This window comes from Clostridioides sp. ZZV14-6009, from assembly GCF_020658095.1.
Lineage (GTDB): Bacteria > Bacillota > Clostridia > Peptostreptococcales > Peptostreptococcaceae > Clostridioides.
On sequence record NZ_JAGWDG010000004.1, the window covers coordinates 176,215 to 201,187 of the forward strand.

At 25.5% G+C, this 24,973-nt stretch carries 22 protein-coding genes; 6 read left to right on the plus strand and 16 right to left on the minus strand.

Features of this window, described 5'->3' with window-relative positions; translation table 11 throughout:
• Positions 1 to 117: 117 nt before the first annotated feature.
• The gene (locus KGF36_RS08140; protein WP_227854666.1) at positions 118 to 852 is read right to left on the minus strand and encodes a class I SAM-dependent methyltransferase; all 735 of its coding nucleotides are present in this window, start codon (positions 850 to 852) and stop codon (positions 118 to 120) included.
• 376 nt (positions 853 to 1,228) lie between these two features.
• Here KGF36_RS08140 and KGF36_RS08145 point away from each other — a divergent pair, with 376 nt between their 5' ends.
• Complete coding sequence (locus tag KGF36_RS08145; protein WP_227854667.1) at positions 1,229 to 1,807, plus strand: ABC transporter substrate-binding protein; 579 nt, start codon at positions 1,229 to 1,231, stop codon at positions 1,805 to 1,807.
• A gap of 144 nt (positions 1,808 to 1,951) precedes the next feature.
• Here KGF36_RS08145 and KGF36_RS08150 read toward each other — a convergent pair whose 3' ends face one another.
• The 6 genes from KGF36_RS08150 to KGF36_RS08175 all read right to left on the minus strand — a co-directional run bounded on the left by KGF36_RS08150 (position 1,952) and on the right by KGF36_RS08175 (position 7,266).
• Positions 1,952 to 3,193, minus strand: a complete 1,242-nt coding sequence (locus tag KGF36_RS08150; protein ID WP_227854668.1) for an ABC transporter permease subunit — start codon at positions 3,191 to 3,193, stop codon at positions 1,952 to 1,954.
• A 20-nt stretch (positions 3,194 to 3,213) separates the two neighbouring features.
• Entirely contained in the window at positions 3,214 to 4,080 is an 867-nt protein-coding gene (locus tag KGF36_RS08155; protein ID WP_227828078.1) for an ABC transporter ATP-binding protein, read from the minus strand.
• Positions 4,081 to 4,117: 37 nt separating this feature from the next.
• Positions 4,118 to 4,879 carry a hypothetical protein gene (locus tag KGF36_RS08160; protein ID WP_227850356.1) on the minus strand — a complete coding sequence of 254 codons (762 nt, stop codon included), beginning with the start codon at positions 4,877 to 4,879 and terminating at the stop codon, positions 4,118 to 4,120.
• Complete coding sequence (locus tag KGF36_RS08165; protein ID WP_227828080.1) at positions 4,876 to 5,391, minus strand: RNA polymerase sigma factor; 516 nt, start codon at positions 5,389 to 5,391, stop codon at positions 4,876 to 4,878. Before KGF36_RS08165 ends, KGF36_RS08160 begins: the two co-directional genes overlap by 4 nt.
• A gap of 222 nt (positions 5,392 to 5,613) precedes the next feature.
• A complete protein-coding gene (locus KGF36_RS08170) occupies positions 5,614 to 6,282 on the minus strand; it encodes a VanZ family protein (protein ID WP_227828081.1) in 669 nt (222 codons plus the stop codon).
• Positions 6,283 to 6,984: 702 nt separating this feature from the next.
• Complete coding sequence (locus KGF36_RS08175; RefSeq protein ID WP_227854669.1) at positions 6,985 to 7,266, minus strand: hypothetical protein; 282 nt, start codon at positions 7,264 to 7,266, stop codon at positions 6,985 to 6,987.
• A 362-nt stretch (positions 7,267 to 7,628) separates the two neighbouring features.
• Here KGF36_RS08175 and KGF36_RS08180 point away from each other — a divergent pair, with 362 nt between their 5' ends.
• Both KGF36_RS08180 and KGF36_RS08185 read left to right on the plus strand, forming a co-directional pair.
• On the plus strand, positions 7,629 to 8,483 hold the full coding sequence (locus tag KGF36_RS08180; RefSeq protein WP_227854670.1) for an AraC family transcriptional regulator: 855 nt from the start codon (positions 7,629 to 7,631) through the stop codon (positions 8,481 to 8,483).
• Positions 8,484 to 8,679: 196 nt separating this feature from the next.
• On the plus strand, positions 8,680 to 10,191 hold the full coding sequence (locus KGF36_RS08185) for a recombinase family protein (RefSeq protein WP_227854671.1): 1,512 nt from the start codon (positions 8,680 to 8,682) through the stop codon (positions 10,189 to 10,191).
• Positions 10,192 to 10,390: 199 nt separating this feature from the next.
• On the opposite strand, the gene KGF36_RS08190 is transcribed toward KGF36_RS08185, so the two are convergent.
• The 6 genes from KGF36_RS08190 to KGF36_RS08215 all read right to left on the minus strand — a co-directional run bounded on the left by KGF36_RS08190 (position 10,391) and on the right by KGF36_RS08215 (position 15,705).
• Complete coding sequence (locus KGF36_RS08190; RefSeq protein ID WP_227854668.1) at positions 10,391 to 11,632, minus strand: ABC transporter permease subunit; 1,242 nt, start codon at positions 11,630 to 11,632, stop codon at positions 10,391 to 10,393.
• 20 nt (positions 11,633 to 11,652) lie between these two features.
• Positions 11,653 to 12,519 carry an ABC transporter ATP-binding protein gene (locus KGF36_RS08195; protein ID WP_227828078.1) on the minus strand — a complete coding sequence of 289 codons (867 nt, stop codon included), beginning with the start codon at positions 12,517 to 12,519 and terminating at the stop codon, positions 11,653 to 11,655.
• A gap of 37 nt (positions 12,520 to 12,556) precedes the next feature.
• Positions 12,557 to 13,318: a hypothetical protein gene (locus KGF36_RS08200; RefSeq protein WP_227850356.1), complete on the minus strand. Its 762-nt coding sequence runs from the start codon at positions 13,316 to 13,318 to the stop codon at positions 12,557 to 12,559.
• Positions 13,315 to 13,830 (minus strand): RNA polymerase sigma factor, encoded by a 516-nt coding sequence (locus KGF36_RS08205; protein ID WP_227828080.1) that lies wholly within the window; start codon positions 13,828 to 13,830, stop codon positions 13,315 to 13,317. The genes KGF36_RS08200 and KGF36_RS08205 overlap by 4 nt, the downstream gene beginning before the upstream one ends.
• Positions 13,831 to 14,052: 222 nt before the next feature.
• The gene (locus tag KGF36_RS08210; RefSeq protein ID WP_227828081.1) at positions 14,053 to 14,721 is read right to left on the minus strand and encodes a VanZ family protein; all 669 of its coding nucleotides are present in this window, start codon (positions 14,719 to 14,721) and stop codon (positions 14,053 to 14,055) included.
• A gap of 702 nt (positions 14,722 to 15,423) precedes the next feature.
• A complete protein-coding gene (locus tag KGF36_RS08215; RefSeq protein ID WP_227854669.1) occupies positions 15,424 to 15,705 on the minus strand; it encodes a hypothetical protein in 282 nt (93 codons plus the stop codon).
• A 362-nt stretch (positions 15,706 to 16,067) separates the two neighbouring features.
• On the opposite strand from KGF36_RS08215, the gene KGF36_RS08220 reads away from it, so the two are divergent.
• From KGF36_RS08220 to KGF36_RS08230, 3 genes are all read left to right on the plus strand, one after another.
• Positions 16,068 to 16,922 carry an AraC family transcriptional regulator gene (locus KGF36_RS08220; protein WP_227854670.1) on the plus strand — a complete coding sequence of 285 codons (855 nt, stop codon included), beginning with the start codon at positions 16,068 to 16,070 and terminating at the stop codon, positions 16,920 to 16,922.
• 196 nt (positions 16,923 to 17,118) lie between these two features.
• Complete coding sequence (locus tag KGF36_RS08225) at positions 17,119 to 18,630, plus strand: recombinase family protein (RefSeq protein ID WP_227854672.1); 1,512 nt, start codon at positions 17,119 to 17,121, stop codon at positions 18,628 to 18,630.
• Between the two features lie 4 nt (positions 18,631 to 18,634).
• Positions 18,635 to 19,156: a hypothetical protein gene (locus KGF36_RS08230; RefSeq protein WP_227854673.1), complete on the plus strand. Its 522-nt coding sequence runs from the start codon at positions 18,635 to 18,637 to the stop codon at positions 19,154 to 19,156.
• 130 nt (positions 19,157 to 19,286) lie between these two features.
• On the opposite strand, the gene KGF36_RS08235 is transcribed toward KGF36_RS08230, so the two are convergent.
• The 3 genes from KGF36_RS08235 to KGF36_RS08245 form a co-directional block, all read right to left on the minus strand.
• Positions 19,287 to 19,634: a cupin domain-containing protein gene (locus KGF36_RS08235; protein WP_227828086.1), complete on the minus strand. Its 348-nt coding sequence runs from the start codon at positions 19,632 to 19,634 to the stop codon at positions 19,287 to 19,289.
• 1,099 nt (positions 19,635 to 20,733) lie between these two features.
• Positions 20,734 to 21,471 carry a YdcF family protein gene (locus tag KGF36_RS08240; RefSeq protein WP_227829924.1) on the minus strand — a complete coding sequence of 246 codons (738 nt, stop codon included), beginning with the start codon at positions 21,469 to 21,471 and terminating at the stop codon, positions 20,734 to 20,736.
• A gap of 16 nt (positions 21,472 to 21,487) precedes the next feature.
• Entirely contained in the window at positions 21,488 to 24,943 is a 3,456-nt protein-coding gene (locus tag KGF36_RS08245; protein WP_227829925.1) for a PAS domain-containing protein, read from the minus strand.
• Between the last annotated feature and the right edge of the window lie 30 nt (positions 24,944 to 24,973).

Here is a 24,973-nt window from a genome sequence, read left to right on the forward strand (position 1 = left end):
ACATATTCCTCATTTTTTTGCCCACTTAATCCGCATAGCAGAGCAACGGCAGATTACCATCCAGGTTTGCCCCAATTTGCCCATAATCACTTGCAACCAAAATTCCACTATTTTTTATTACTTTTTCCTTGCAGAAACAAGTAACATCATAGGTCTACGTAATTCATCTTTCATTTCAGGAATTGTATTTAATAATTTCTCTTCTGGTTGAGGTTCAATGATTTCTAATATCTCAAATCCAGCTTTAACTAAAGTATTTAGATAAGTAGTTAATGTTTTATGATATTTTATAACTTCTTCACCTAAAAAATTTGATTTTCGAAGTCCCTCTGTAAAATAGTTATCTACCGGCCAGTGTAAATTGTTTCCATCTTTATCACAGTACCATTCTTGAGTTCCATATGCAGTGAATATAGGATGTTCAACCGAAAATACAAAATCTCCTCCGCTTGAAAGACAATTACTTATATTTTTACATATCTCTTCAAATGATTGAATATAATGAAAAGCCAAAGAACTAATTACTACATTAAAACAATCTTTTGGGAAATCTATATCTTCAATAGGCATACATATGTATTTTATATTATCAGATTTTGTTTTATTTCTTGCTTCTTTTAGCATCTTTTCTGAAATATCAATTCCAATAGCAGACTCTGCACCATTTTCAACTGCATATTGACAGTGCCACCCAAAACCGCACCCTAAATCTAATACTCTTTTTCCCTCGAAATCAGGTAACATTTTTTTTAGAGTGTGCCATTCTCCAGCACCTTCAAGCCCTTTTTTAGAGCGGTCCATATTACTGTATTTGCCAAAAAATTCATCATTGTCATATTTATTTTGTTTCATTTAATTTCCTCCATTTTAACTGTACTTGTTTAAATATATTCGTTAGAGTATAAAATGTAAACTTTCACTACCTTACATAAAAATATTTTTAAATTTATAGAATTAAATTATTGTTTATATGGATTAATTTAATATCTATTATTAATAAACTTTATGCCTATATAATTTATATAAAAATATTACTGTTTTAATTTTATATCTTAATTTACAAATAATCAATACAATCTATTTAATATAGTTGATTACTTGAAAATCAAACATAAAAATTATTTTTAAATCTTGTAGAAATAAATTCTATATATATGTATTTTTGTAACAACTACAATAAATATTTAATATTATATATTATTCGGATGTCTTATAGGAGGTATTTATTATGTTTAAAAAAATAATCGCAATTGCAAGTTCTATTGTTATGAGTACAATATGCTTAACTGGATGTGATTTTAACTCTAACGATAAAAATGATAACTCTGATTCAGCTAAAGACTTAGATAAAGTAACTATTGCAGAAGTTACTCATTCTGTTTTTTATGCTCCACAATATGCTGCTATTACAAAAGGATTTTTTGAGGATGAAGGAATAAATGTTGACCTTATAAATACTCAAGGTGCGGATAAAACTATGGCAGCTTTAATTTCAGGTGAAGCAAATGTAGGCTTAATGGGTCCTGAAGCTTCCATATATGTATATAATCAAAACAAAAACGATTATGCTGTAAACTTTGCTCAATTAACTAAAAGAGATGGTAGTTTCTTAGTTGCTAGAGAAAAAATGCCTAATTTCTCCTACGATGATTTGAAAGGTAAAGAAATATTAGGTGGTAGAAAAGGTGGAGTTCCACTAATGACTTTTGAATATGTTTTAAAAGACAAAGGGCTTACTATTGGAGAAAATTTAAAAGCAGACAATGTTAATGTAAGAACTGATGTACAAAAATCAGTCTATTTATAACTGTGATTTATAGCATCTAAAATACATATTATATAATTATTACTAAGTTTAATTTCAATATAATCTAAAAAAGATATAAATGAAGAATTCTTCGTTTATATCTTTTTTATGTTATTATTTTTATATATTTTTATATTATGTATTTTAACTAACTTGATGTTTTCTAAAGTTATTCTTAATAAAAGGTAAAATAATAATTGATAATATTAAACCTGTAAAAATAATCATTGTAGGTAAATCTATTATTAAGCTTCCAAATCTGTAGTTTATATACTCAGAAAATGAGAATGAAATAGCATTTGATGGCAAAATTCGAAGAATCTGATTATATAGCCAATTTGTCTCACTATATTTTAAGAACAGTGGTATAAATAGTAACGCTATATCTGTAATTAAAACAGGAAAAGGCGATTTCATGCAAGAGGATAATAAAAGTGTAAATCCAATTAATGCTATTAATATCATATAGATAACCAAAATACTCAATAAAGTTGCCTGTAAAAATGTAACTGGGTATGGTGTTGAGCTTACAGTAAGTTGTAATGGTAAATTCCATCCATCTACTCCAAAAGACAATAGAAGAATTCCAATAGATATAATTGTATTTATTGTAAAAACAATTGTACCAAATAGAAAGGAACTTATTATTTTAGCTGTTATAACTTTTGTTTTTCCATATTTAGAAGACAATATCACTGAATCAGTGCCTGATTGATATTCTCCTGAAAATACAGAAGCTATACTTATACATATAGCTAATATAGTAAAAATTAGTAGGTCTCTACCCAGTAAAAAATAATTCCATCCTTCATAATATCCATTTAAATAGGGTTCATTTATTTTCTTATTCTTAGATAACCAAAACTCTTTTTCTTTTTGTGTATAATTTCCATCTGAATATTCACTATTTAATATTGTATTTACCTTTTCATTTCTAAACTTATAAAAATTAGTTCTATTTTTTAATGATATTGATTGAAGTATCATAGAATTAATATCATTTGGTTCACTATATGATTCTGTTATAAAGTTATAAAAAGTTTTATTTGGGTAAAAGAATCTCAAATAAACATCTTGTTTAAAATTTGAAAAACCATTTTCATCTTTTACAATATTATTTGGATTATTAAATATCTTTTGATATTTTCTGATTGAGTTTTCTACTTTTTTATCTGTTATGTATCCCTCGTTTAATTTAGATTGTTGTTTTCCAAGTTCAATAGCTTGTAGACCTCTATACTCTTTTCCATTATCATCATAAGATTTTTCTTTAAGTGGCATTAAGGCAAAAAGAAATATACTTAAAACCAAACTTCCTAAAATAACTGCTATTGTAGATTTTCTTCTTATTATCTTTTTTAATTCAAATTTAATTAATGTAGACATATTTATCACCTCACACACATTTATAGTACTTCATTAAAACAATATAAATATAAATCTTCTAATGTTGGCCTTATATTACATGCATTATCATGTGGCTTTGTATTACTTATAATTCTAAGAGTGGCAACACCTCCAGAGTGATGAATATTTGCTAAACAATATTTACCAGTCATATAATCTACTTCATTTTTATTAACCACACATTTCCATACTTTATCTTCTATTTTCGATGTTACTGCTTCTACTGAGCCCTCCAAAATGAGATTTCCTTTTTTCAGTATTAAAATTTTATCTGCAATATGTTCTACATCAGATACAATATGAGTAGATAAAATTACAATCTTTTCCTTAGAAAATTCTGAAATCAAATTACGAAAACGGACTCTTTCTTTTGGGTCCAAACCTGCTGTTGGTTCATCTAGTATTAAAATTTTAGGGTCATTAAGTAACGTTTGAGCAAATCCAAGTCTTTGTTTCATACCACCAGAAAATGTTCTTATTTTTTTATTAACTACACCTGATAATCCAACCATCTCTAATAATTCTTGTGATTTTTCTTTTGCGTAGCTAGGAATTAACCCTTTTAATGAAGCTATATATAACATAAACTCTTTTGCAGTAAAGTCTGGATAATATCCAAAGTCTTGAGGAAGATATCCAATCATATCTCTAAAATCTTCTCCCATATCTAAATTATTTTTACCATCTACCTTCACTTCTCCAGAAGTTGGGATTAATACCCCACAAATCATTCTTATAAGAGTTGTTTTTCCTGCTCCATTTTCTCCCAATAATCCATATATACCTTCATTTAGCTTGAATTCTATCCTATCTACTATAATTTTGTTATCATATTGTTTTGTTAGACGTTCTAAACTCAGTTCCATACAATTCCTCCTAATACTGTATATTGTTATTTATTATTTAAATGATAATGTTTTCAAATGAACAAAGATGTTTCCATGTTTTTTTTATTTCATATATTAATATTACTGATGTTACTAAAAAAATAATTAACCATTGGTCTATTGCTTCAAATTGATATATACTATTTTTGAAAGTACCAAGCATAAATATTAACAAGACAAGAGATATACCATAAATCATACAATAGTAATTTGTATACTTACCTTTATTTCTATTTATAATTTCTAAGCATCCAATACACATTAAGTTAAAAGGTACTAATATATAAATTATTATATACAAGATATTGATATCAATTATTTGTTTTGCTAGTAATAAGATAACGCACATAAATAATAAATCGCTTACTCCAAAAACAATCATTCTAGTAGCAATAATTTTATGTAATGTATTTTTTGTTGAAAATTCTATTTCCAATACACTATTATTATATACTTTTGCTATCTCCTCTATATTGGTCAATATAAAAAGTGGAGCTGCTACAGAAACCAAGGCTAACATCTCATAAAATGAGTTATTATCTCTTGATGTATTGAATAGCAATACACATATTGTACATAACACTAGAAATTGCATAATCCAAGTTCTTTTTCGTATAAAACCAATTTGAGACATAAAAAAATCTATACTATTCATTCTTTTATCAGTATTACTAAATGTTATTTTATGTATGGTTTCAATAGTCTTTTCAAAAGCTGAAGCTTCATATTTAGGAACTGTATACTCCATTAAGCTTTTTTTAATTTTTTTCTTGTTCATAGTTTACCTCCTTCCATATATGTTTCTAATTTTTTTAAGGCCATATTTATCCTATACTTTGTAACAGATACACTTGAATTCATAATCTTAGCAATATCCTTAAATTTTAAATCATGATAATACCGCAAAATTACTACTTCAAATTCTACTTCTGGCAATTTAGTCAAAGCTTCTTTTACAAATATTTTGTTTTCTATATCTACTAATTCTTGCTTAGACTCCTCTTTGTCTAGTGACTCTAAATAGATGGGTTGTTTTTTCTTCCAAAAATCCTTACACTTATTTCTAGCAATAACATATAAATAATTTTCAAATTTACCATAATGTTTATAATTACTTATATTTTTTATAACTGTTACAAATACATCTTGAGTCAAGTCCTGTGCAGTCATTTGATTATCTACATGGCGATAACAATAACAATAGACGCTATTATAATGTTTTTCAATTAAAGTATCAAACAATTCTTTTTTACCTGCTTTTATCTGTGCTATAATCCTAGCATCACTCACTATTATCACCTCCGTCACTATATATAACGATTTAAATTAAAGAAAAGTCAGTATTAAAAAATTTAATTTATTATTTTACATTTAAAAACAAAGGTAATCTTTAAGTAACTTTGCACCTTTAGATAATACCTTATTTATTCTTTATTTTATTTATCATCAAATTTTTATAGATAACTATTTTAAATTTAAATATAATATATAAAACTAAGCATTGACTATAATTTAATTATCCTCTCTTAAAGTATCGTGTTTATAACTTTTAATATCATCCTCAAGAACCTCTTTTGAGTTACTATTTAATTCCTTATTTATGTATATCTTGTCTATAAAATATTTAAGCTTTCCTCGATAAGACAATTTAAATATAATGTATGCAATAAAACCACCTAAAGTATTCATTATCAAATCATCTATATCTACAGCCCTTAACTGTGAAACTATAGATAAGCAGTTCATGATTAATTGAATAATTTCTATTGATAATGATATTAAAAAGGTAACTGCAATTGCCTTTTTAATATTTCTTACACTTGATTTTATTAAACATAGATATAATGTAAATGGGAACAACAACAAGGTGTTTCCAACTAAATTATTTTTTAGAAGATTTATATTTTTATATTCACCCTCTAAAAAATCTTTAAATGGTAATAGATTTATATTCATTTTTTCATAAATAGTAAATCCCGAAAAATAGCTTTCATTTGTATCTATTGGCAAGATAACTAAACTTATTAATATAAATAAATAAAGAACAAATAGATTAACAATTATTTCTTTCAAAAAAATATACTTTTCCTTATTCTTATACTTATTTATAAGTGAAATTACTCTAACTATTACCCATATTGGTAATCCATACACAAATAACTCCATTATATCAAATTTCATAATCTTCCTCCTTAGTATTTTGTAAATTGAAAACTTCAAGTAATTTTATCCTTATAAATTTGATTTATATAGTATAAATTACTTTTACTATCTTATATAACGATTTAAAGCTTCAAAAAGTCAGTATTAAAAAAATACTTTCTAATATTTATCAACAATGATTTGAAATTTATATACTGTCCAAAAAAATAAAAGCTATCTCCAAACATTTCACAAACTTAGAGAAAGCTTTTATTTTTAATAAATATATTTGATTTTCAATATTAAATATTGTAATGAAGGTATGTTATTATGATAAAAATAATTTAAGGTACAGTTTATATAAAGTCTATCTTTTATTTAAAAGTATAAATGTATCGTACATCAGTAATTTTTTTATCCATAATCTCAATAGTATGTACATCATTATTACAATAAAATCCATGTTTTTCATAAAATTTTCTAGCTCTCTGCTTTTCTTCTAATACCCAAAGATAAATGTATATCAATTTTATTTTATGTAATAAATTAAATTTTAAAAATATTTTAAAATAACATTGATATTTCAAATCTTAACAATATTTTATAAATAATAAAATTATCATATATAATCAAAGTCTCAATAAGTATATTATTAATTAAAGATTTATTATAAATTAGATTTTGTAGTTTTAATATTAAGTTTTTAAAGATATTTGTCCTACTTTATTTCATAAAGAAGTGCTAATTACTAGCAACTTCTTTATTTGAGTTTTGTACTTTTAATTGTCTATCTATCATTATTTTTTCTATTGCTTCATATATTATATCATCTTTATCCCGTTTTTCCTCTATTGTAAACTTTCTTCCTAGGATTGTTTCAGGAGATACTACATGGCATACAGTATTTCCATGTAGTACTGTCATGGATATTTTATAACCATTATCGTCTGTTGGAACATCTACATCATCAACAAGGTATGTTATAGTAGTTGTACCATCCAAATCTTTTTCTATCTTTGGCATGCAAATCCCCTCCCTTTTTACATTTTATGTATATTAAAAATTGTCCTATTCTCAATTAATATTTATAAATACTTGATTAGTATAAATTGTGAAAAATATCAATATATAACCAAAATCATCTATACAATTAAGTATTTAATTAGAGGTGATATATATCAAATTAAAACTATTATGTTCTAATAAAATTAAGTGTTAAACTATGATATACTAAATATAAAAAAGTTATATAATTAATAACTTTAATACTTAAGTTAATTTTTAATATTAAATTTATACTTTATTATGCTAGTTAATTTGTGCATAAAAAGAGAGGAAGAATTATTTAAAAATACGTATTATAAAAAGTATAAGGAGCTGATTTTATGGAATGGATTGAAAGATTAAACAAAGCAATTAACTATATTGAAGAAAATATAACAAAAGAAATTGAATATGAACAACTGGCAAAAATAGCTTGTTGTTCTACATATCATTTTCAAAGAATGTTTGCTTATATGGCAGATGTACCTCTTTCTGAGTATATTCGACGCAGACGAATGTCTTTGGCTGCTGTAGAATTACAAAATGATAATAAAAAAATAATTGATATAGCTTTAAAATATGGATACTCTTCTCCAACAGCGTTCAATCGTGCATTTAAAAGTATCCATGGTATTGCACCATCGATTATAAAAAAAGAAGAAACAATAAACTTGAAGGCCTTTCCTCCAATTAGCTTTAAAATTACTATAAAAGGAGCTGAAGAAATGAATTATAGAATTGAAAAGAAAGAAGCATTTCGTATTGTGGGTGTATCTCAACGCCTTCACACTGAGTTAGAAAAAAACTTTGAGATTGTTCCAAAAATGTGGCAACAATCTGCATTAGATGGAACCATTCAAAAACTACTACCTATGATGAATAGCCAACTAAAAGGTGTATTAGGTGTAAGTGTGTGTAATGATTCAGAAGAGTGGAAATACTTTATCTCTGTTGCAAGCACAGCGTCCATAGATGATACATTAGATGAATACACTATTCCATCTTTTACTTGGGCAATATTTTCTGGAGAAGGACAATGCCCACAAGCGATACAAGAACTAGAAAAACGTATTGTAACAGAATGGTTACCTACTTCTGGATATGAGTATGAAAATGGTCCTGATATTGAACTTTACTTAAATCCAGACCCACAAAATGCTAAGTTTGAAGTATGGATACCTGTTATAAAAAAGTAGTTTTAAATTTAAGTTATATAAAAATATAAGATTGAAATTTATAAAAATGTAAATTTCTGTTTCAAAAATAAAAATTCTGATATCTGTCAAAATAAACATGTTAAAAGATAAAATCTATTTTTTACATGTTTATTTTTTATGTTTTAAATATAATCAGTTTACTGCTGAATATAATATATTCAAGGAGTGTGATTTAATGAATGTTTCTATTTATTTACGAAAAAGCAGGGCTGATGAAGAAGCAGAACACAGAGGCGAGTTTGAAACCTTAAGTAGACATAAAACAACTCTACTAAAACTAGCAAAAGAACAAAACTTAAATGTAATTGATATTAAGGAAGAGCTTATTTCTGGAGAAAGTATAGAATATAGACCTAAGATGTTGGAGTTACTAGATGAAGTTAAAAATAATAATTATGATGCTGTTTTAGTAATGGATATTGACCGCTTAGGACGTGGGAATATGCAAGATCAAGGGTTGATATTAGATACATTTAAAAAATCCAAAACAAAAATTATTACTCCTAGAAAAACCTATGATTTAAATGATGAATTTGATGAAGAATATTCCGAATTTGAAGCTTTTATGGCTCGCAAGGAATTAAAGTTAATATCTAGGCGTATGCAAAGAGGAAAAATTAAAAGCATTGAAGAAGGTAAGTTTATTGCTCAGTCTCCTCCTTATGGATATGATATTAAATACTTAAACAACAAAGAAAGAATACTTGTAGTAAATAAAGATAAAGCAAATGTTATTAAAATAGTATTCGATATGTATCTAAAAGGAGTTGGAGCCTGTAAAATATCAAAGTATCTAAATGAACTTGGTTATAAAACCACAACAGGTAGAACTTGGTATGAAAAAGGTGTAAGGGATATTATAAAAAATAAAGTATATTGCGGATACATAGTATGGAATAAAGTTGAGAGGAAAAGAAATTCTAGTAGAACTAGAGGTATTGATGAACAAATGGAAGCAAAAGGAAAACACGAACCAATAATAAGCGAAGAAATATGGAATAAAGCACAATATATAAGAAAAAAACGCAGTAACTCACCTACTCCAAACAGTAAAATAACCAATCCTCTAGCTGGAATTATAAAATGTGGATATTGTGGCTATACTTTAGTTGCAAAATCTAATACAACATCAAGTGGATATGAGAAATATATAGTCTGCACTAATTGTAAAAATAAATCTACTAAATTATACATATTAGAAAATAAAGTTTTAGATGTTTTAAGTAAATGGCTAACAGATTATAAGCTATCTTTAAAACAGGAAGAAGTTACTTTTAAAGATAAATTTGAAGATAATTTAAAATGTACTTTAACAGGTTTAAAAAAAGAGCTTGAGAACCTAAAAAAGCAAAAGGGAGGATTACATGATTTTTTAGAACAAGGAATATATAGTTCAGATGTATTTATAGAACGTTCAAATATACTTACATCACGCATAGAAGATGTTAAAAGTTCTATAAATAAAGTAAATATAGATATTGAGATAGCAAAGAAAAAAAGTACTGTTAGAATGCAAATCATTCCTCAACTTGAAAAAGTCTTAAGAGAATACACAGAAGAGAAAGAACCTTATCTAAAAAATATATTACTTAAAACTATGATTGACCATGCTGTATATAAAAAAGAACCTAATCAAAAATGCGATGACTTTTCTTTAATACTATACCCTACCATACCAAAGGACTAAGTGTATGTTTCAATGTTATAAACAAACTGATTACCAAAAATCAGTCTATTTATAACTGTGATTTATAGCATCTAAAATACATATTATATAATTATTACTAAGTTTAATTTCAATATAATCTAAAAAAGATATAAATGAAGAATTCTTCGTTTATATCTTTTTTATGTTATTATTTTTATATATTTTTATATTATGTATTTTAACTAACTTGATGTTTTCTAAAGTTATTCTTAATAAAAGGTAAAATAATAATTGATAATATTAAACCTGTAAAAATAATCATTGTAGGTAAATCTATTATTAAGCTTCCAAATCTGTAGTTTATATACTCAGAAAATGAGAATGAAATAGCATTTGATGGCAAAATTCGAAGAATCTGATTATATAGCCAATTTGTCTCACTATATTTTAAGAACAGTGGTATAAATAGTAACGCTATATCTGTAATTAAAACAGGAAAAGGCGATTTCATGCAAGAGGATAATAAAAGTGTAAATCCAATTAATGCTATTAATATCATATAGATAACCAAAATACTCAATAAAGTTGCCTGTAAAAATGTAACTGGGTATGGTGTTGAGCTTACAGTAAGTTGTAATGGTAAATTCCATCCATCTACTCCAAAAGACAATAGAAGAATTCCAATAGATATAATTGTATTTATTGTAAAAACAATTGTACCAAATAGAAAGGAACTTATTATTTTAGCTGTTATAACTTTTGTTTTTCCATATTTAGAAGACAATATCACTGAATCAGTGCCTGATTGATATTCTCCTGAAAATACAGAAGCTATACTTATACATATAGCTAATATAGTAAAAATTAGTAGGTCTCTACCCAGTAAAAAATAATTCCATCCTTCATAATATCCATTTAAATAGGGTTCATTTATTTTCTTATTCTTAGATAACCAAAACTCTTTTTCTTTTTGTGTATAATTTCCATCTGAATATTCACTATTTAATATTGTATTTACCTTTTCATTTCTAAACTTATAAAAATTAGTTCTATTTTTTAATGATATTGATTGAAGTATCATAGAATTAATATCATTTGGTTCACTATATGATTCTGTTATAAAGTTATAAAAAGTTTTATTTGGGTAAAAGAATCTCAAATAAACATCTTGTTTAAAATTTGAAAAACCATTTTCATCTTTTACAATATTATTTGGATTATTAAATATCTTTTGATATTTTCTGATTGAGTTTTCTACTTTTTTATCTGTTATGTATCCCTCGTTTAATTTAGATTGTTGTTTTCCAAGTTCAATAGCTTGTAGACCTCTATACTCTTTTCCATTATCATCATAAGATTTTTCTTTAAGTGGCATTAAGGCAAAAAGAAATATACTTAAAACCAAACTTCCTAAAATAACTGCTATTGTAGATTTTCTTCTTATTATCTTTTTTAATTCAAATTTAATTAATGTAGACATATTTATCACCTCACACACATTTATAGTACTTCATTAAAACAATATAAATATAAATCTTCTAATGTTGGCCTTATATTACATGCATTATCATGTGGCTTTGTATTACTTATAATTCTAAGAGTGGCAACACCTCCAGAGTGATGAATATTTGCTAAACAATATTTACCAGTCATATAATCTACTTCATTTTTATTAACCACACATTTCCATACTTTATCTTCTATTTTCGATGTTACTGCTTCTACTGAGCCCTCCAAAATGAGATTTCCTTTTTTCAGTATTAAAATTTTATCTGCAATATGTTCTACATCAGATACAATATGAGTAGATAAAATTACAATCTTTTCCTTAGAAAATTCTGAAATCAAATTACGAAAACGGACTCTTTCTTTTGGGTCCAAACCTGCTGTTGGTTCATCTAGTATTAAAATTTTAGGGTCATTAAGTAACGTTTGAGCAAATCCAAGTCTTTGTTTCATACCACCAGAAAATGTTCTTATTTTTTTATTAACTACACCTGATAATCCAACCATCTCTAATAATTCTTGTGATTTTTCTTTTGCGTAGCTAGGAATTAACCCTTTTAATGAAGCTATATATAACATAAACTCTTTTGCAGTAAAGTCTGGATAATATCCAAAGTCTTGAGGAAGATATCCAATCATATCTCTAAAATCTTCTCCCATATCTAAATTATTTTTACCATCTACCTTCACTTCTCCAGAAGTTGGGATTAATACCCCACAAATCATTCTTATAAGAGTTGTTTTTCCTGCTCCATTTTCTCCCAATAATCCATATATACCTTCATTTAGCTTGAATTCTATCCTATCTACTATAATTTTGTTATCATATTGTTTTGTTAGACGTTCTAAACTCAGTTCCATACAATTCCTCCTAATACTGTATATTGTTATTTATTATTTAAATGATAATGTTTTCAAATGAACAAAGATGTTTCCATGTTTTTTTTATTTCATATATTAATATTACTGATGTTACTAAAAAAATAATTAACCATTGGTCTATTGCTTCAAATTGATATATACTATTTTTGAAAGTACCAAGCATAAATATTAACAAGACAAGAGATATACCATAAATCATACAATAGTAATTTGTATACTTACCTTTATTTCTATTTATAATTTCTAAGCATCCAATACACATTAAGTTAAAAGGTACTAATATATAAATTATTATATACAAGATATTGATATCAATTATTTGTTTTGCTAGTAATAAGATAACGCACATAAATAATAAATCGCTTACTCCAAAAACAATCATTCTAGTAGCAATAATTTTATGTAATGTATTTTTTGTTGAAAATTCTATTTCCAATACACTATTATTATATACTTTTGCTATCTCCTCTATATTGGTCAATATAAAAAGTGGAGCTGCTACAGAAACCAAGGCTAACATCTCATAAAATGAGTTATTATCTCTTGATGTATTGAATAGCAATACACATATTGTACATAACACTAGAAATTGCATAATCCAAGTTCTTTTTCGTATAAAACCAATTTGAGACATAAAAAAATCTATACTATTCATTCTTTTATCAGTATTACTAAATGTTATTTTATGTATGGTTTCAATAGTCTTTTCAAAAGCTGAAGCTTCATATTTAGGAACTGTATACTCCATTAAGCTTTTTTTAATTTTTTTCTTGTTCATAGTTTACCTCCTTCCATATATGTTTCTAATTTTTTTAAGGCCATATTTATCCTATACTTTGTAACAGATACACTTGAATTCATAATCTTAGCAATATCCTTAAATTTTAAATCATGATAATACCGCAAAATTACTACTTCAAATTCTACTTCTGGCAATTTAGTCAAAGCTTCTTTTACAAATATTTTGTTTTCTATATCTACTAATTCTTGCTTAGACTCCTCTTTGTCTAGTGACTCTAAATAGATGGGTTGTTTTTTCTTCCAAAAATCCTTACACTTATTTCTAGCAATAACATATAAATAATTTTCAAATTTACCATAATGTTTATAATTACTTATATTTTTTATAACTGTTACAAATACATCTTGAGTCAAGTCCTGTGCAGTCATTTGATTATCTACATGGCGATAACAATAACAATAGACGCTATTATAATGTTTTTCAATTAAAGTATCAAACAATTCTTTTTTACCTGCTTTTATCTGTGCTATAATCCTAGCATCACTCACTATTATCACCTCCGTCACTATATATAACGATTTAAATTAAAGAAAAGTCAGTATTAAAAAATTTAATTTATTATTTTACATTTAAAAACAAAGGTAATCTTTAAGTAACTTTGCACCTTTAGATAATACCTTATTTATTCTTTATTTTATTTATCATCAAATTTTTATAGATAACTATTTTAAATTTAAATATAATATATAAAACTAAGCATTGACTATAATTTAATTATCCTCTCTTAAAGTATCGTGTTTATAACTTTTAATATCATCCTCAAGAACCTCTTTTGAGTTACTATTTAATTCCTTATTTATGTATATCTTGTCTATAAAATATTTAAGCTTTCCTCGATAAGACAATTTAAATATAATGTATGCAATAAAACCACCTAAAGTATTCATTATCAAATCATCTATATCTACAGCCCTTAACTGTGAAACTATAGATAAGCAGTTCATGATTAATTGAATAATTTCTATTGATAATGATATTAAAAAGGTAACTGCAATTGCCTTTTTAATATTTCTTACACTTGATTTTATTAAACATAGATATAATGTAAATGGGAACAACAACAAGGTGTTTCCAACTAAATTATTTTTTAGAAGATTTATATTTTTATATTCACCCTCTAAAAAATCTTTAAATGGTAATAGATTTATATTCATTTTTTCATAAATAGTAAATCCCGAAAAATAGCTTTCATTTGTATCTATTGGCAAGATAACTAAACTTATTAATATAAATAAATAAAGAACAAATAGATTAACAATTATTTCTTTCAAAAAAATATACTTTTCCTTATTCTTATACTTATTTATAAGTGAAATTACTCTAACTATTACCCATATTGGTAATCCATACACAAATAACTCCATTATATCAAATTTCATAATCTTCCTCCTTAGTATTTTGTAAATTGAAAACTTCAAGTAATTTTATCCTTATAAATTTGATTTATATAGTATAAATTACTTTTACTATCTTATATAACGATTTAAAGCTTCAAAAAGTCAGTATTAAAAAAATACTTTCTAATATTTATCAACAATGATTTGAAATTTATATACTGTCCAAAAAAATAAAAGCTATCTCCAAACATTTCACAAACTTAGAGAAAGCTTTTATTTTTAATAAATATATTTGATTTTCAATATTAAATATTGTAATGAAGGTATGTTATTATGATAAAAATAATTTAAGGTACAGTTTATATAAAGTCTATCTTTTATTTAAAAGTATAAATGTATCGTACATCAGTAATTTTTTTATCCATAATCTCAATAGTATGTACATCATTATTACAATAAAATCCATGTTTTTCATAAAATTTTCTAGCTCTCTGCTTTTCTTCTAATACCCAAAGATAAATGTATATCAATTTTATTTTATGTAATAAATTAAATTTTAAAAATATTTTAAAATAACATTGATATTTCAAATCTTAACAATATTTTATAAATAATAAAATTATCATATATAATCAAAGTCTCAATAAGTATATTATTAATTAAAGATTTATTATAAATTAGATTTTGTAGTTTTAATATTAAGTTTTTAAAGATATTTGTCCTACTTTATTTCATAAAGAAGTGCTAATTACTAGCAACTTCTTTATTTGAGTTTTGTACTTTTAATTGTCTATCTATCATTATTTTTTCTATTGCTTCATATATTATATCATCTTTATCCCGTTTTTCCTCTATTGTAAACTTTCTTCCTAGGATTGTTTCAGGAGATACTACATGGCATACAGTATTTCCATGTAGTACTGTCATGGATATTTTATAACCATTATCGTCTGTTGGAACATCTACATCATCAACAAGGTATGTTATAGTAGTTGTACCATCCAAATCTTTTTCTATCTTTGGCATGCAAATCCCCTCCCTTTTTACATTTTATGTATATTAAAAATTGTCCTATTCTCAATTAATATTTATAAATACTTGATTAGTATAAATTGTGAAAAATATCAATATATAACCAAAATCATCTATACAATTAAGTATTTAATTAGAGGTGATATATATCAAATTAAAACTATTATGTTCTAATAAAATTAAGTGTTAAACTATGATATACTAAATATAAAAAAGTTATATAATTAATAACTTTAATACTTAAGTTAATTTTTAATATTAAATTTATACTTTATTATGCTAGTTAATTTGTGCATAAAAAGAGAGGAAGAATTATTTAAAAATACGTATTATAAAAAGTATAAGGAGCTGATTTTATGGAATGGATTGAAAGATTAAACAAAGCAATTAACTATATTGAAGAAAATATAACAAAAGAAATTGAATATGAACAACTGGCAAAAATAGCTTGTTGTTCTACATATCATTTTCAAAGAATGTTTGCTTATATGGCAGATGTACCTCTTTCTGAGTATATTCGACGCAGACGAATGTCTTTGGCTGCTGTAGAATTACAAAATGATAATAAAAAAATAATTGATATAGCTTTAAAATATGGATACTCTTCTCCAACAGCGTTCAATCGTGCATTTAAAAGTATCCATGGTATTGCACCATCGATTATAAAAAAAGAAGAAACAATAAACTTGAAGGCCTTTCCTCCAATTAGCTTTAAAATTACTATAAAAGGAGCTGAAGAAATGAATTATAGAATTGAAAAGAAAGAAGCATTTCGTATTGTGGGTGTATCTCAACGCCTTCACACTGAGTTAGAAAAAAACTTTGAGATTGTTCCAAAAATGTGGCAACAATCTGCATTAGATGGAACCATTCAAAAACTACTACCTATGATGAATAGCCAACTAAAAGGTGTATTAGGTGTAAGTGTGTGTAATGATTCAGAAGAGTGGAAATACTTTATCTCTGTTGCAAGCACAGCGTCCATAGATGATACATTAGATGAATACACTATTCCATCTTTTACTTGGGCAATATTTTCTGGAGAAGGACAATGCCCACAAGCGATACAAGAACTAGAAAAACGTATTGTAACAGAATGGTTACCTACTTCTGGATATGAGTATGAAAATGGTCCTGATATTGAACTTTACTTAAATCCAGACCCACAAAATGCTAAGTTTGAAGTATGGATACCTGTTATAAAAAAGTAGTTTTAAATTTAAGTTATATAAAAATATAAGATTGAAATTTATAAAAATGTAAATTTCTGTTTCAAAAATAAAAATTCTGATATCTGTCAAAATAAACATGTTAAAAGATAAAATCTATTTTTTACATGTTTATTTTTTATGTTTTAAATATAATCAGTTTACTGCTGAATATAATATATTCAAGGAGTGTGATTTAATGAATGTTTCTATTTATTTACGAAAAAGCAGGGCTGATGAAGAAGCAGAACACAGAGGCGAGTTTGAAACCTTAAGTAGACATAAAACAACTCTACTAAAACTAGCAAAAGAACAAAACTTAAATGTAATTGATATTAAGGAAGAGCTTATTTCTGGAGAAAGTATAGAATATAGACCTAAGATGTTGGAGTTACTAGATGAAGTTAAAAATAATAATTATGATGCTGTTTTAGTAATGGATATTGACCGCTTAGGACGTGGGAATATGCAAGATCAAGGGTTGATATTAGATACATTTAAAAAATCCAAAACAAAAATTATTACTCCTAGAAAAACCTATGATTTAAATGATGAATTTGATGAAGAATATTCCGAATTTGAAGCTTTTATGGCTCGCAAGGAATTAAAGTTAATATCTAGGCGTATGCAAAGAGGAAAAATTAAAAGCATTGAAGAAGGTAAGTTTATTGCTCAGTCTCCTCCTTATGGATATGATATTAAATACTTAAACAACAAAGAAAGAATACTTGTAGTAAATAAAGATAAAGCAAATGTTATTAAAATAGTATTCGATATGTATCTAAAAGGAGTTGGAGCCTGTAAAATATCAAAGTATCTAAATGAACTTGGTTATAAAACCACAACAGGTAGAACTTGGTATGAAAAAGGTGTAAGGGATATTATAAAAAATAAAGTATATTGCGGATACATAGTATGGAATAAAGTTGAGAGGAAAAGAAATTCTAGTAGAACTAGAGGTATTGATGAACAAATGGAAGCAAAAGGAAAACACGAACCAATAATAAGCGAAGAAATATGGAATAAAGCACAATATATAAGAAAAAAACGCAGTAACTCACCTACTCCAAACAGTAAAATAACCAATCCTCTAGCTGGAATTATAAAATGTGGATATTGTGGCTATACTTTAGTTGCAAAATCTAATACAACATCAAGTGGATATGAGAAATATATAGTCTGCACTAATTGTAAAAATAAATCTACTAAATTATACATATTAGAAAATAAAGTTTTAGATGTTTTAAGTAAATGGCTAACAGATTATAAGCTATCTTTAAAACAGGAAGAAGTTACTTTTAAAGATAAATTTGAAGATAATTTAAAATGTACTTTAACAGGTTTAAAAAAAGAGCTTGAGTACCTAAAAAAGCAAAAGGGAGGATTACATGATTTTTTAGAACAAGGAATATATAGTTCAGATGTATTTATAGAACGTTCAAATATACTTACATCACGCATAGAAGATGTTAAAAGTTCTATAAATAAAGTAAATATAGATATTGAGATAGCAAAGAAAAAAAGTACTGTTAGAATGCAAATCATTCCTCAACTTGAAAAAGTCTTAAGAGAATACACAGAAGAGAAAGAACCTTATCTAAAAAATATATTACTTAAAACTATGATTGACCATGCTGTATATAAAAAAGAACCTAATCAAAAATGCGATGACTTTTCTTTAATACTATACCCTACCATACCAAAGGACTAAGTGTATGTTTCAATGTTATAAACAAACTGATTACCAATTTGGAGTAATGGCTGGAGCTTTTGCAGGTGGTGAAGGTGACTTTACAACAGCATTTGAACCTACAGCAACTGCTATGGAAAAAGAAGGTAGTGGATATATAGTAACATCTATAGGAAAAGATTCTGGAGAAATACCATTTACAGCTTACTCTACTACTAGATCTTACATGAAAAATAACAAAGATTTAATTCAAAGATTTACAAATGCTGTTTATAGAGGTCAATTATGGGTTCAAAAAGCTCCTAGTAAAGAAATCGCAGAAGCTATGCAACCTTTCTTTGAAGATATCTCTCTAGAAGATTTAATAACAGTTGTAGATAGATATAAGTCAATAGATGCATGGTCTCAAAACCCTGTATTAAAAGAAGAAGGCCTAAATAAACTAATGGATGTTATGAAAGAAGCTAAGGAATTAGATAAAGAAGCACCTTATAAAGACATCGTAAACACTGAGTTTGCAAATAATGCAATAAAAAATATAAAATAAATATGTATCAATTTTAACTAAAAGCTTACAAAACTTATAAAAAGAGTCTTTTAAAAGACTCTTTTTATAAGTGAGATTAAAGTTTATATTAAAAAATAGAAATCAAAGTATTGTAAGAATACCTATATATCTATCCTCTGTATTCTGCTCCAGCATTGATTTTTGTGATTTGAACAGCAACCATTTCCTCATTGCTTCCATTAGTAATTTCATGCCATTCTCCTGTTGGCACAAAAACAGTGTCACCTTTTTTTACATCACATTCATGTTCCCCAAGTTTCATTTTCCCTGCTCCTTTTAAGAAAACAAATATTTGTTCACCATTAGGATGTCTATGGGCATTAAGAACTTGATTAGGTTTAAAATAATAAACTTCTGAAGTTATATCATTACCAGCAAATACTGGTATTTTTGGTACTGCTGCATCATTATATTGAGCTAAGCTTCCATCTAATAGATTCTTTTTATTTTCATGCATACTATAAATACCTCTTTTCTATATTATAGATTTACTATTATTATTCCAATATAAAAAAATAGTATTCTCCTCATATACAATAGGAATAAAATTCTTTTCTAAATATAATGAATATGTGTTACTATATTTTAAATAGTATATATCCATATATTTATAAAAAAAAGGCATAAAATATACTATTTTATGCCTTTTTTTATAAATGCAGCTTTTTCAATACTTACATAAATATAATTTATTTATTTGTCAGTGAAATGTCAGTAATTTTTTTGGATTTTTTTATTGATTTTTCCTCTTTTTATGATTCTCATAAACATTATCTTTGTATTTATATTTTTAAAATTTATAGAAATCAAACATATTAATTTATTACTCTAAATAGTTTTTGCATTGAATTATTTATACTTTATAATTTTTTTGTTTTAGCTATACCATATTTCTATCATAAAGAGTTCATCTAATTTTATTTCCATTCAAATTCTTTTTAAATTAAAAATTAGTTATACTACATAAATTTCCATCGAAAATATTTGCGTTTCTGTTTTTTTATTTTAACAAACTTCGCTTTTAATTTTTTAATTAAATTCATAAATTTTATTTTTTATAAATTTCATCTAAAATTTACCTCTTTGTATTTTAGATTTTAAATACATTCTATAAAATCATGCGGTGTTTTATACCTATCCCATATAAAATTCCTTAAAATCCATTTAAATGTGTAATTAGATGCTTGGGTTATAAATGTGCCTAAAAAGTTAACTATATTTATATTATGTAAACTTAAATGGATTTTGAAAGCTTCATTTATATTTTTAAATAGTCAAGATAAACTTACAATTATTTTCGTAGTGATTTATATTAATATTATGAATATTTATTTTATATTCATAATATTAATATAAAATATAAAGGGGGTTTAGTTACGGAAAAAATAATGAATTTTTTTAAAGAAAATCCAATCTTCTATTTTACTACAGTTGAAGATAATAAACCAAGAGTCAGACCATTTGGATTCCTTTATAATTATTGGGTTTTTACATAAAAAATACTAGATATAAATTTATGATTTATATCTAGTATTTTTATTTGTCGCCTATCACTTTCATCTATCAAAAACAATTGTTTTCCATATTGCAAAAAATTCTCTTGTATAATATGTCGGAACAAATGAAAGCTTTGACTTACTAGCGTAAAAAGCAATATTTTTATATTCATTTCTAGATGCTAGTATTTTACTTCTAAGAACATGAAAATCAGTTGTTACAATTTTTACTTTTATATCTTTTATTCTTTTTCTACTATGCTCTTCTATCTTTAGCTTTGAATATTTAAAGTTTTCATAAGTATTTGTAGATTTATCTTCTTCTATTATTCTATTATTATCTATACCATTTTTAACAAGATAATCCTTCATAGCTTTTGCCTCAGTTATATTTTCTCCATTACCCTTACCACCTGATACTACTACATAGCACTCATTATTAACTTTTAAATATTTTAAAGCAGTGTTTAATCTTCCCTTTAATGTAGTACTTGGCGTAGTCTTTTTTACAGAAGCTCCTAAAATCAAAAGATAATCACTTTTTGTCTCAAAACTATTTTTAGGATAAAAGATTATTAAGCTTTCAGTAATTATGAATACTATTAAGAAAACAATAATTAGTATTTTTATCACTTTATAAAAAACCTTCTTTTCTTTAATTTTCTTTTTTAAGATTTGATAAACAATTAATAGCGTTCCTATAACTAAGAAAAATCCACTAAATGAAATACCACCAAAAACTATTTTAAGATAGAAATAGTAAATTATAAATATTAAACCCAATATTAAATTAATCATATTTCCATAATCCTTTTTATTTGTTTTTATTTTTATATAAAGAAATATCTATGCACTCTATAAGACAGTTATATTCTCCATCTATCCAATTAATCCAACTTGCCATCGATACATTTTCTCCAAATATATTTGTCTCCGTTTTAAATTTTGAATCTTTATTTTCTTTTAATCCATTAATCGGACAATTATTACAAGGAATATTAGATTTTAATAACGACTTATAACATTTATCTCCTATTTTTATTTCTAAACCTAAACTTGAGACCTTGTTATTAACAAAAAGAAGTTCATAAGTATTCGTATTTACTATATATATATAATTATCAATAGAATCAAGAACTTCTTTTAGTGATAGATTAGAATCCTCATATTCAATTTCCTCTTTAAGATTTTCTTCTTTCACGCTATCATTACTTATATTAGTTTCGAGTTTATTTTCACATATGCAATCATTATAAAGTGCATACTTATCTTTCCCTTTACTCTTTGCATAGTAAAGTGCCATGTCTGCTTTTTGATAAAGCTCTTCAAATACAGTTCCATGTTCTGGTACAAATGAAATTCCAACTGTACCAGATATCTTATACGTTTTTTTATTTTCAGTATAAGAATTTCTAAATATATTACATATTTTATCTGCTTTACTTTTAGCATTTTCAAAAGATTGTATATTCTTTAAGAATACTATAAACTCATCACCACCAATACGCCCCACTATATCATCTCTTCTAAATATAGGCTTTAATTGTTTAGAAACTTCATACAGAACTTTATCTCCAAAAACATGTCCTAAATTATCATTTATTGATTTAAAATTATCTATATCAATAATAAAGAAAGCATGAATCCCCGAATTTGATTCTTCTGAATTTAGAAAATCTTTAATAAGATTTTCTGTAGTACCTTTATTATATAATCCCGTCAAAGTATCTCTTTCAGCTTTTAATTTTAATTTGATTTCTTCATTTTTCTGTTCGTCGATGTCTTTAATATAAGCAAGTGCTTTTATATCATTCGTAATAGAATCTTTTATTAAATGCATTGTACAAAGCACCCAAATCATTTTATCATCTTGATTCATTCTTCTATATTCTAACTTTATTTCACTTATATTATTTTTATAGGCTTCTAATAAATGTTTACATAAAAATGTATTTAAAAATACTTCTTTATCATCTTTATGAATAACAGTCTCTGATATAGACTTCACAATTTCAGAGTAGTCATTACTTGGTTTAATTCCAAATTGTTGATACCAATTTTCATTTCCCATTATAAAAATATCCTTTGATACATTTATTTCATAGGTTATTATCGCTTCTGATAATATAGCAGAATGATATTTGTCTGCTTGATTATATCTTATTTCTGCTTCTTTTTGTTCACTTATATCTTCTTGTATCCCAATAGCTCTTATAGGTTTACCATCTTCATCAAAAATAGTAGTTAGTGTAATTTTGTTCCATATGTAGCCTTCATCTGGAACTCTTATTTTGACAACACAACTTGCAGTTTTTTCTCCATTTATTATCTTCTCATACATTTTTATAAAATCTTCACTAAAATCTTTATAAATAATTCCCGCTTCAACTAAAGAGTAAGGAACATTTTCATTTATTTTATCAATATTATAATTTCCCATGCTCTTATTAGTATTTACAAGCGATTTTGTATTTATATCATACTCAAATATAATATTTGATGTTTGATTTAATGCAATTCTAAATCTTTCTTCATTAATTTTGAGTTTTTGTTCTGCATTTTTTAAATCAGTTATATCAGTTAAAATCCAAATTCCTTTTTTACTACCATCGCTATCAGTAATGAGCCTTCCTTTGAGAGAAACCCATATAATATTACCATTGCGTTTTTTTATTCTATGTTCACCTACAGCAATATTTCCAATAATCAACTGATGCCTTATATTTTCAAGAATCTTTTTTCTATCATCATAAAAAACAAGATTACATGATTTATATTGAAGTTCCTCTTCTAACTGTTTACGTGTATATCCAATCATTGATAGATAACCAGAGTTAGCATATTGTATAGTAAAATCCTCATCAAATTCTGTTATAAGTATTCCACCTAATATATTTTCTGATACCATTTCAAGTTCTAAATTCTTTTGTTCCATCTCTTTTTCTAATTGTTTTGTTTTAGTAATGTCTACTGTAACACAACAAAGATATTTTTTACCATTAGGTTCTACTATAAGTTCCCCCTTATCAGCTATCCATACTGTATCACCACTTTTAGTTATAACTCTGTATTCCAATTCAATGGTTTTATTTTTATAGAGTTGTTCAGAAATTTCTTTTTTTACTCTTTCAACATCATCTTTGTGTATTATTTTATAAAAACTATTATTAAATAGTGTTTTTATTTCTTCTCTTGTATAACCAAATAAATCAACAAATCCATCACTTAAAAATTCAAACTCACATTTTTCATCAACAGTACATTTTTGAACTCCTCCAGGAATGCTATTTGTAATAGATGATATTTCCTTATTAGCTTTTAGAATATGCTTTTGCGATTTATTATTTTTATAAAAGATATATATTATTAGTACAATAAATAATAAGAACACTTTACAAATTAAAGAAAATGCTAATTGATTTATTTTATCAATATTTTTTCTTACAGTGTATTGTGGTATTACTGAAAGGACATACCAGTCATTTACACCTATTGGTGTATATGTTGCATAACGTTCTTTACCTTTATATTTATATGAAATAAAGCCACTCTTTTTATGTTTTGTATCTTCATATACTTTTTTATAGCTATAACCAATATCAAAAGAAGCTTCCTTGAATATATCATATATATTACTACTTGCTCCAACTATAGCATTTGTATGTGAAGATTTCAAAACAAATTGTCCACTAGATTCAAATATATCTATATATCCTTCACTATTGAAACTTGTTATATCAATAAATTCAGCTAACTTGTCATTATAGTATGAACCATATAAAACACCAATAACTTTATTGTTTTTATATACAGGTGTAGCTATAACAAAAGTATCCTTCCCATCAATAGGAGATTTTACTACTTCAGATATATTACTATCTCCACTAATTGCTTTCTTAAAATATTTATAATTTGATATATCAACAACTTTTCCATCGCTAGTATGACTTCTTCCATCAGGAGAAGCAATAGAAATTCTTTGAAAATCAGATTCCTTTGATATTTTAGCCAACAATGGAATTATCTCAGGATTATCTATAGTATCAAAATATGAAACCATATTCGCTACACTCTTAACAAATGATAATGAACTGTCTAGTTTTATTTTTATGGCATTAGAGCTCTGTAAAGATATTTCTTTTAAATTAACTCTATTGTTTTCTTCTTCTTGAACATTAGTTTTAAATGCAAAATCAGAAAAAGAAATTATTGTGAATAAAAATATTAAAATAATACTCATTGCGCTTTTTAACGATTTTGCTCTTATCACTTACTTACCACCTCCAAATTAAAATTCATT

Coding starts and splice junctions, on each gene's coding strand:
- KGF36_RS08200 (WP_227850356.1), bottom strand. CDS start 13,318: ATGAACAAGAAAAAAATTAAAAAAAGCTTAATGGAGTATACAGTTCCT.
- KGF36_RS08160 (WP_227850356.1), bottom strand. CDS start 4,879: ATGAACAAGAAAAAAATTAAAAAAAGCTTAATGGAGTATACAGTTCCT.
- KGF36_RS08235 (WP_227828086.1), bottom strand. CDS start 19,634: ATGCATGAAAATAAAAAGAATCTATTAGATGGAAGCTTAGCTCAATAT.
- KGF36_RS08175 (WP_227854669.1), bottom strand. CDS start 7,266: ATGCCAAAGATAGAAAAAGATTTGGATGGTACAACTACTATAACATAC.
- KGF36_RS08230 (WP_227854673.1), top strand. CDS start 18,635: ATGTTTCAATGTTATAAACAAACTGATTACCAATTTGGAGTAATGGCT.
- KGF36_RS08240 (WP_227829924.1), bottom strand. CDS start 21,471: ATGATTAATTTAATATTGGGTTTAATATTTATAATTTACTATTTCTAT.
- KGF36_RS08150 (WP_227854668.1), bottom strand. CDS start 3,193: ATGTCTACATTAATTAAATTTGAATTAAAAAAGATAATAAGAAGAAAA.
- KGF36_RS08195 (WP_227828078.1), bottom strand. CDS start 12,519: ATGGAACTGAGTTTAGAACGTCTAACAAAACAATATGATAACAAAATT.
- KGF36_RS08170 (WP_227828081.1), bottom strand. CDS start 6,282: ATGAAATTTGATATAATGGAGTTATTTGTGTATGGATTACCAATATGG.
- KGF36_RS08225 (WP_227854672.1), top strand. CDS start 17,119: ATGAATGTTTCTATTTATTTACGAAAAAGCAGGGCTGATGAAGAAGCA.
- KGF36_RS08145 (WP_227854667.1), top strand. CDS start 1,229: ATGTTTAAAAAAATAATCGCAATTGCAAGTTCTATTGTTATGAGTACA.
- KGF36_RS08140 (WP_227854666.1), bottom strand. CDS start 852: ATGAAACAAAATAAATATGACAATGATGAATTTTTTGGCAAATACAGT.
- KGF36_RS08185 (WP_227854671.1), top strand. CDS start 8,680: ATGAATGTTTCTATTTATTTACGAAAAAGCAGGGCTGATGAAGAAGCA.
- KGF36_RS08210 (WP_227828081.1), bottom strand. CDS start 14,721: ATGAAATTTGATATAATGGAGTTATTTGTGTATGGATTACCAATATGG.
- KGF36_RS08155 (WP_227828078.1), bottom strand. CDS start 4,080: ATGGAACTGAGTTTAGAACGTCTAACAAAACAATATGATAACAAAATT.
- KGF36_RS08180 (WP_227854670.1), top strand. CDS start 7,629: ATGGAATGGATTGAAAGATTAAACAAAGCAATTAACTATATTGAAGAA.
- KGF36_RS08220 (WP_227854670.1), top strand. CDS start 16,068: ATGGAATGGATTGAAAGATTAAACAAAGCAATTAACTATATTGAAGAA.
- KGF36_RS08190 (WP_227854668.1), bottom strand. CDS start 11,632: ATGTCTACATTAATTAAATTTGAATTAAAAAAGATAATAAGAAGAAAA.
- KGF36_RS08215 (WP_227854669.1), bottom strand. CDS start 15,705: ATGCCAAAGATAGAAAAAGATTTGGATGGTACAACTACTATAACATAC.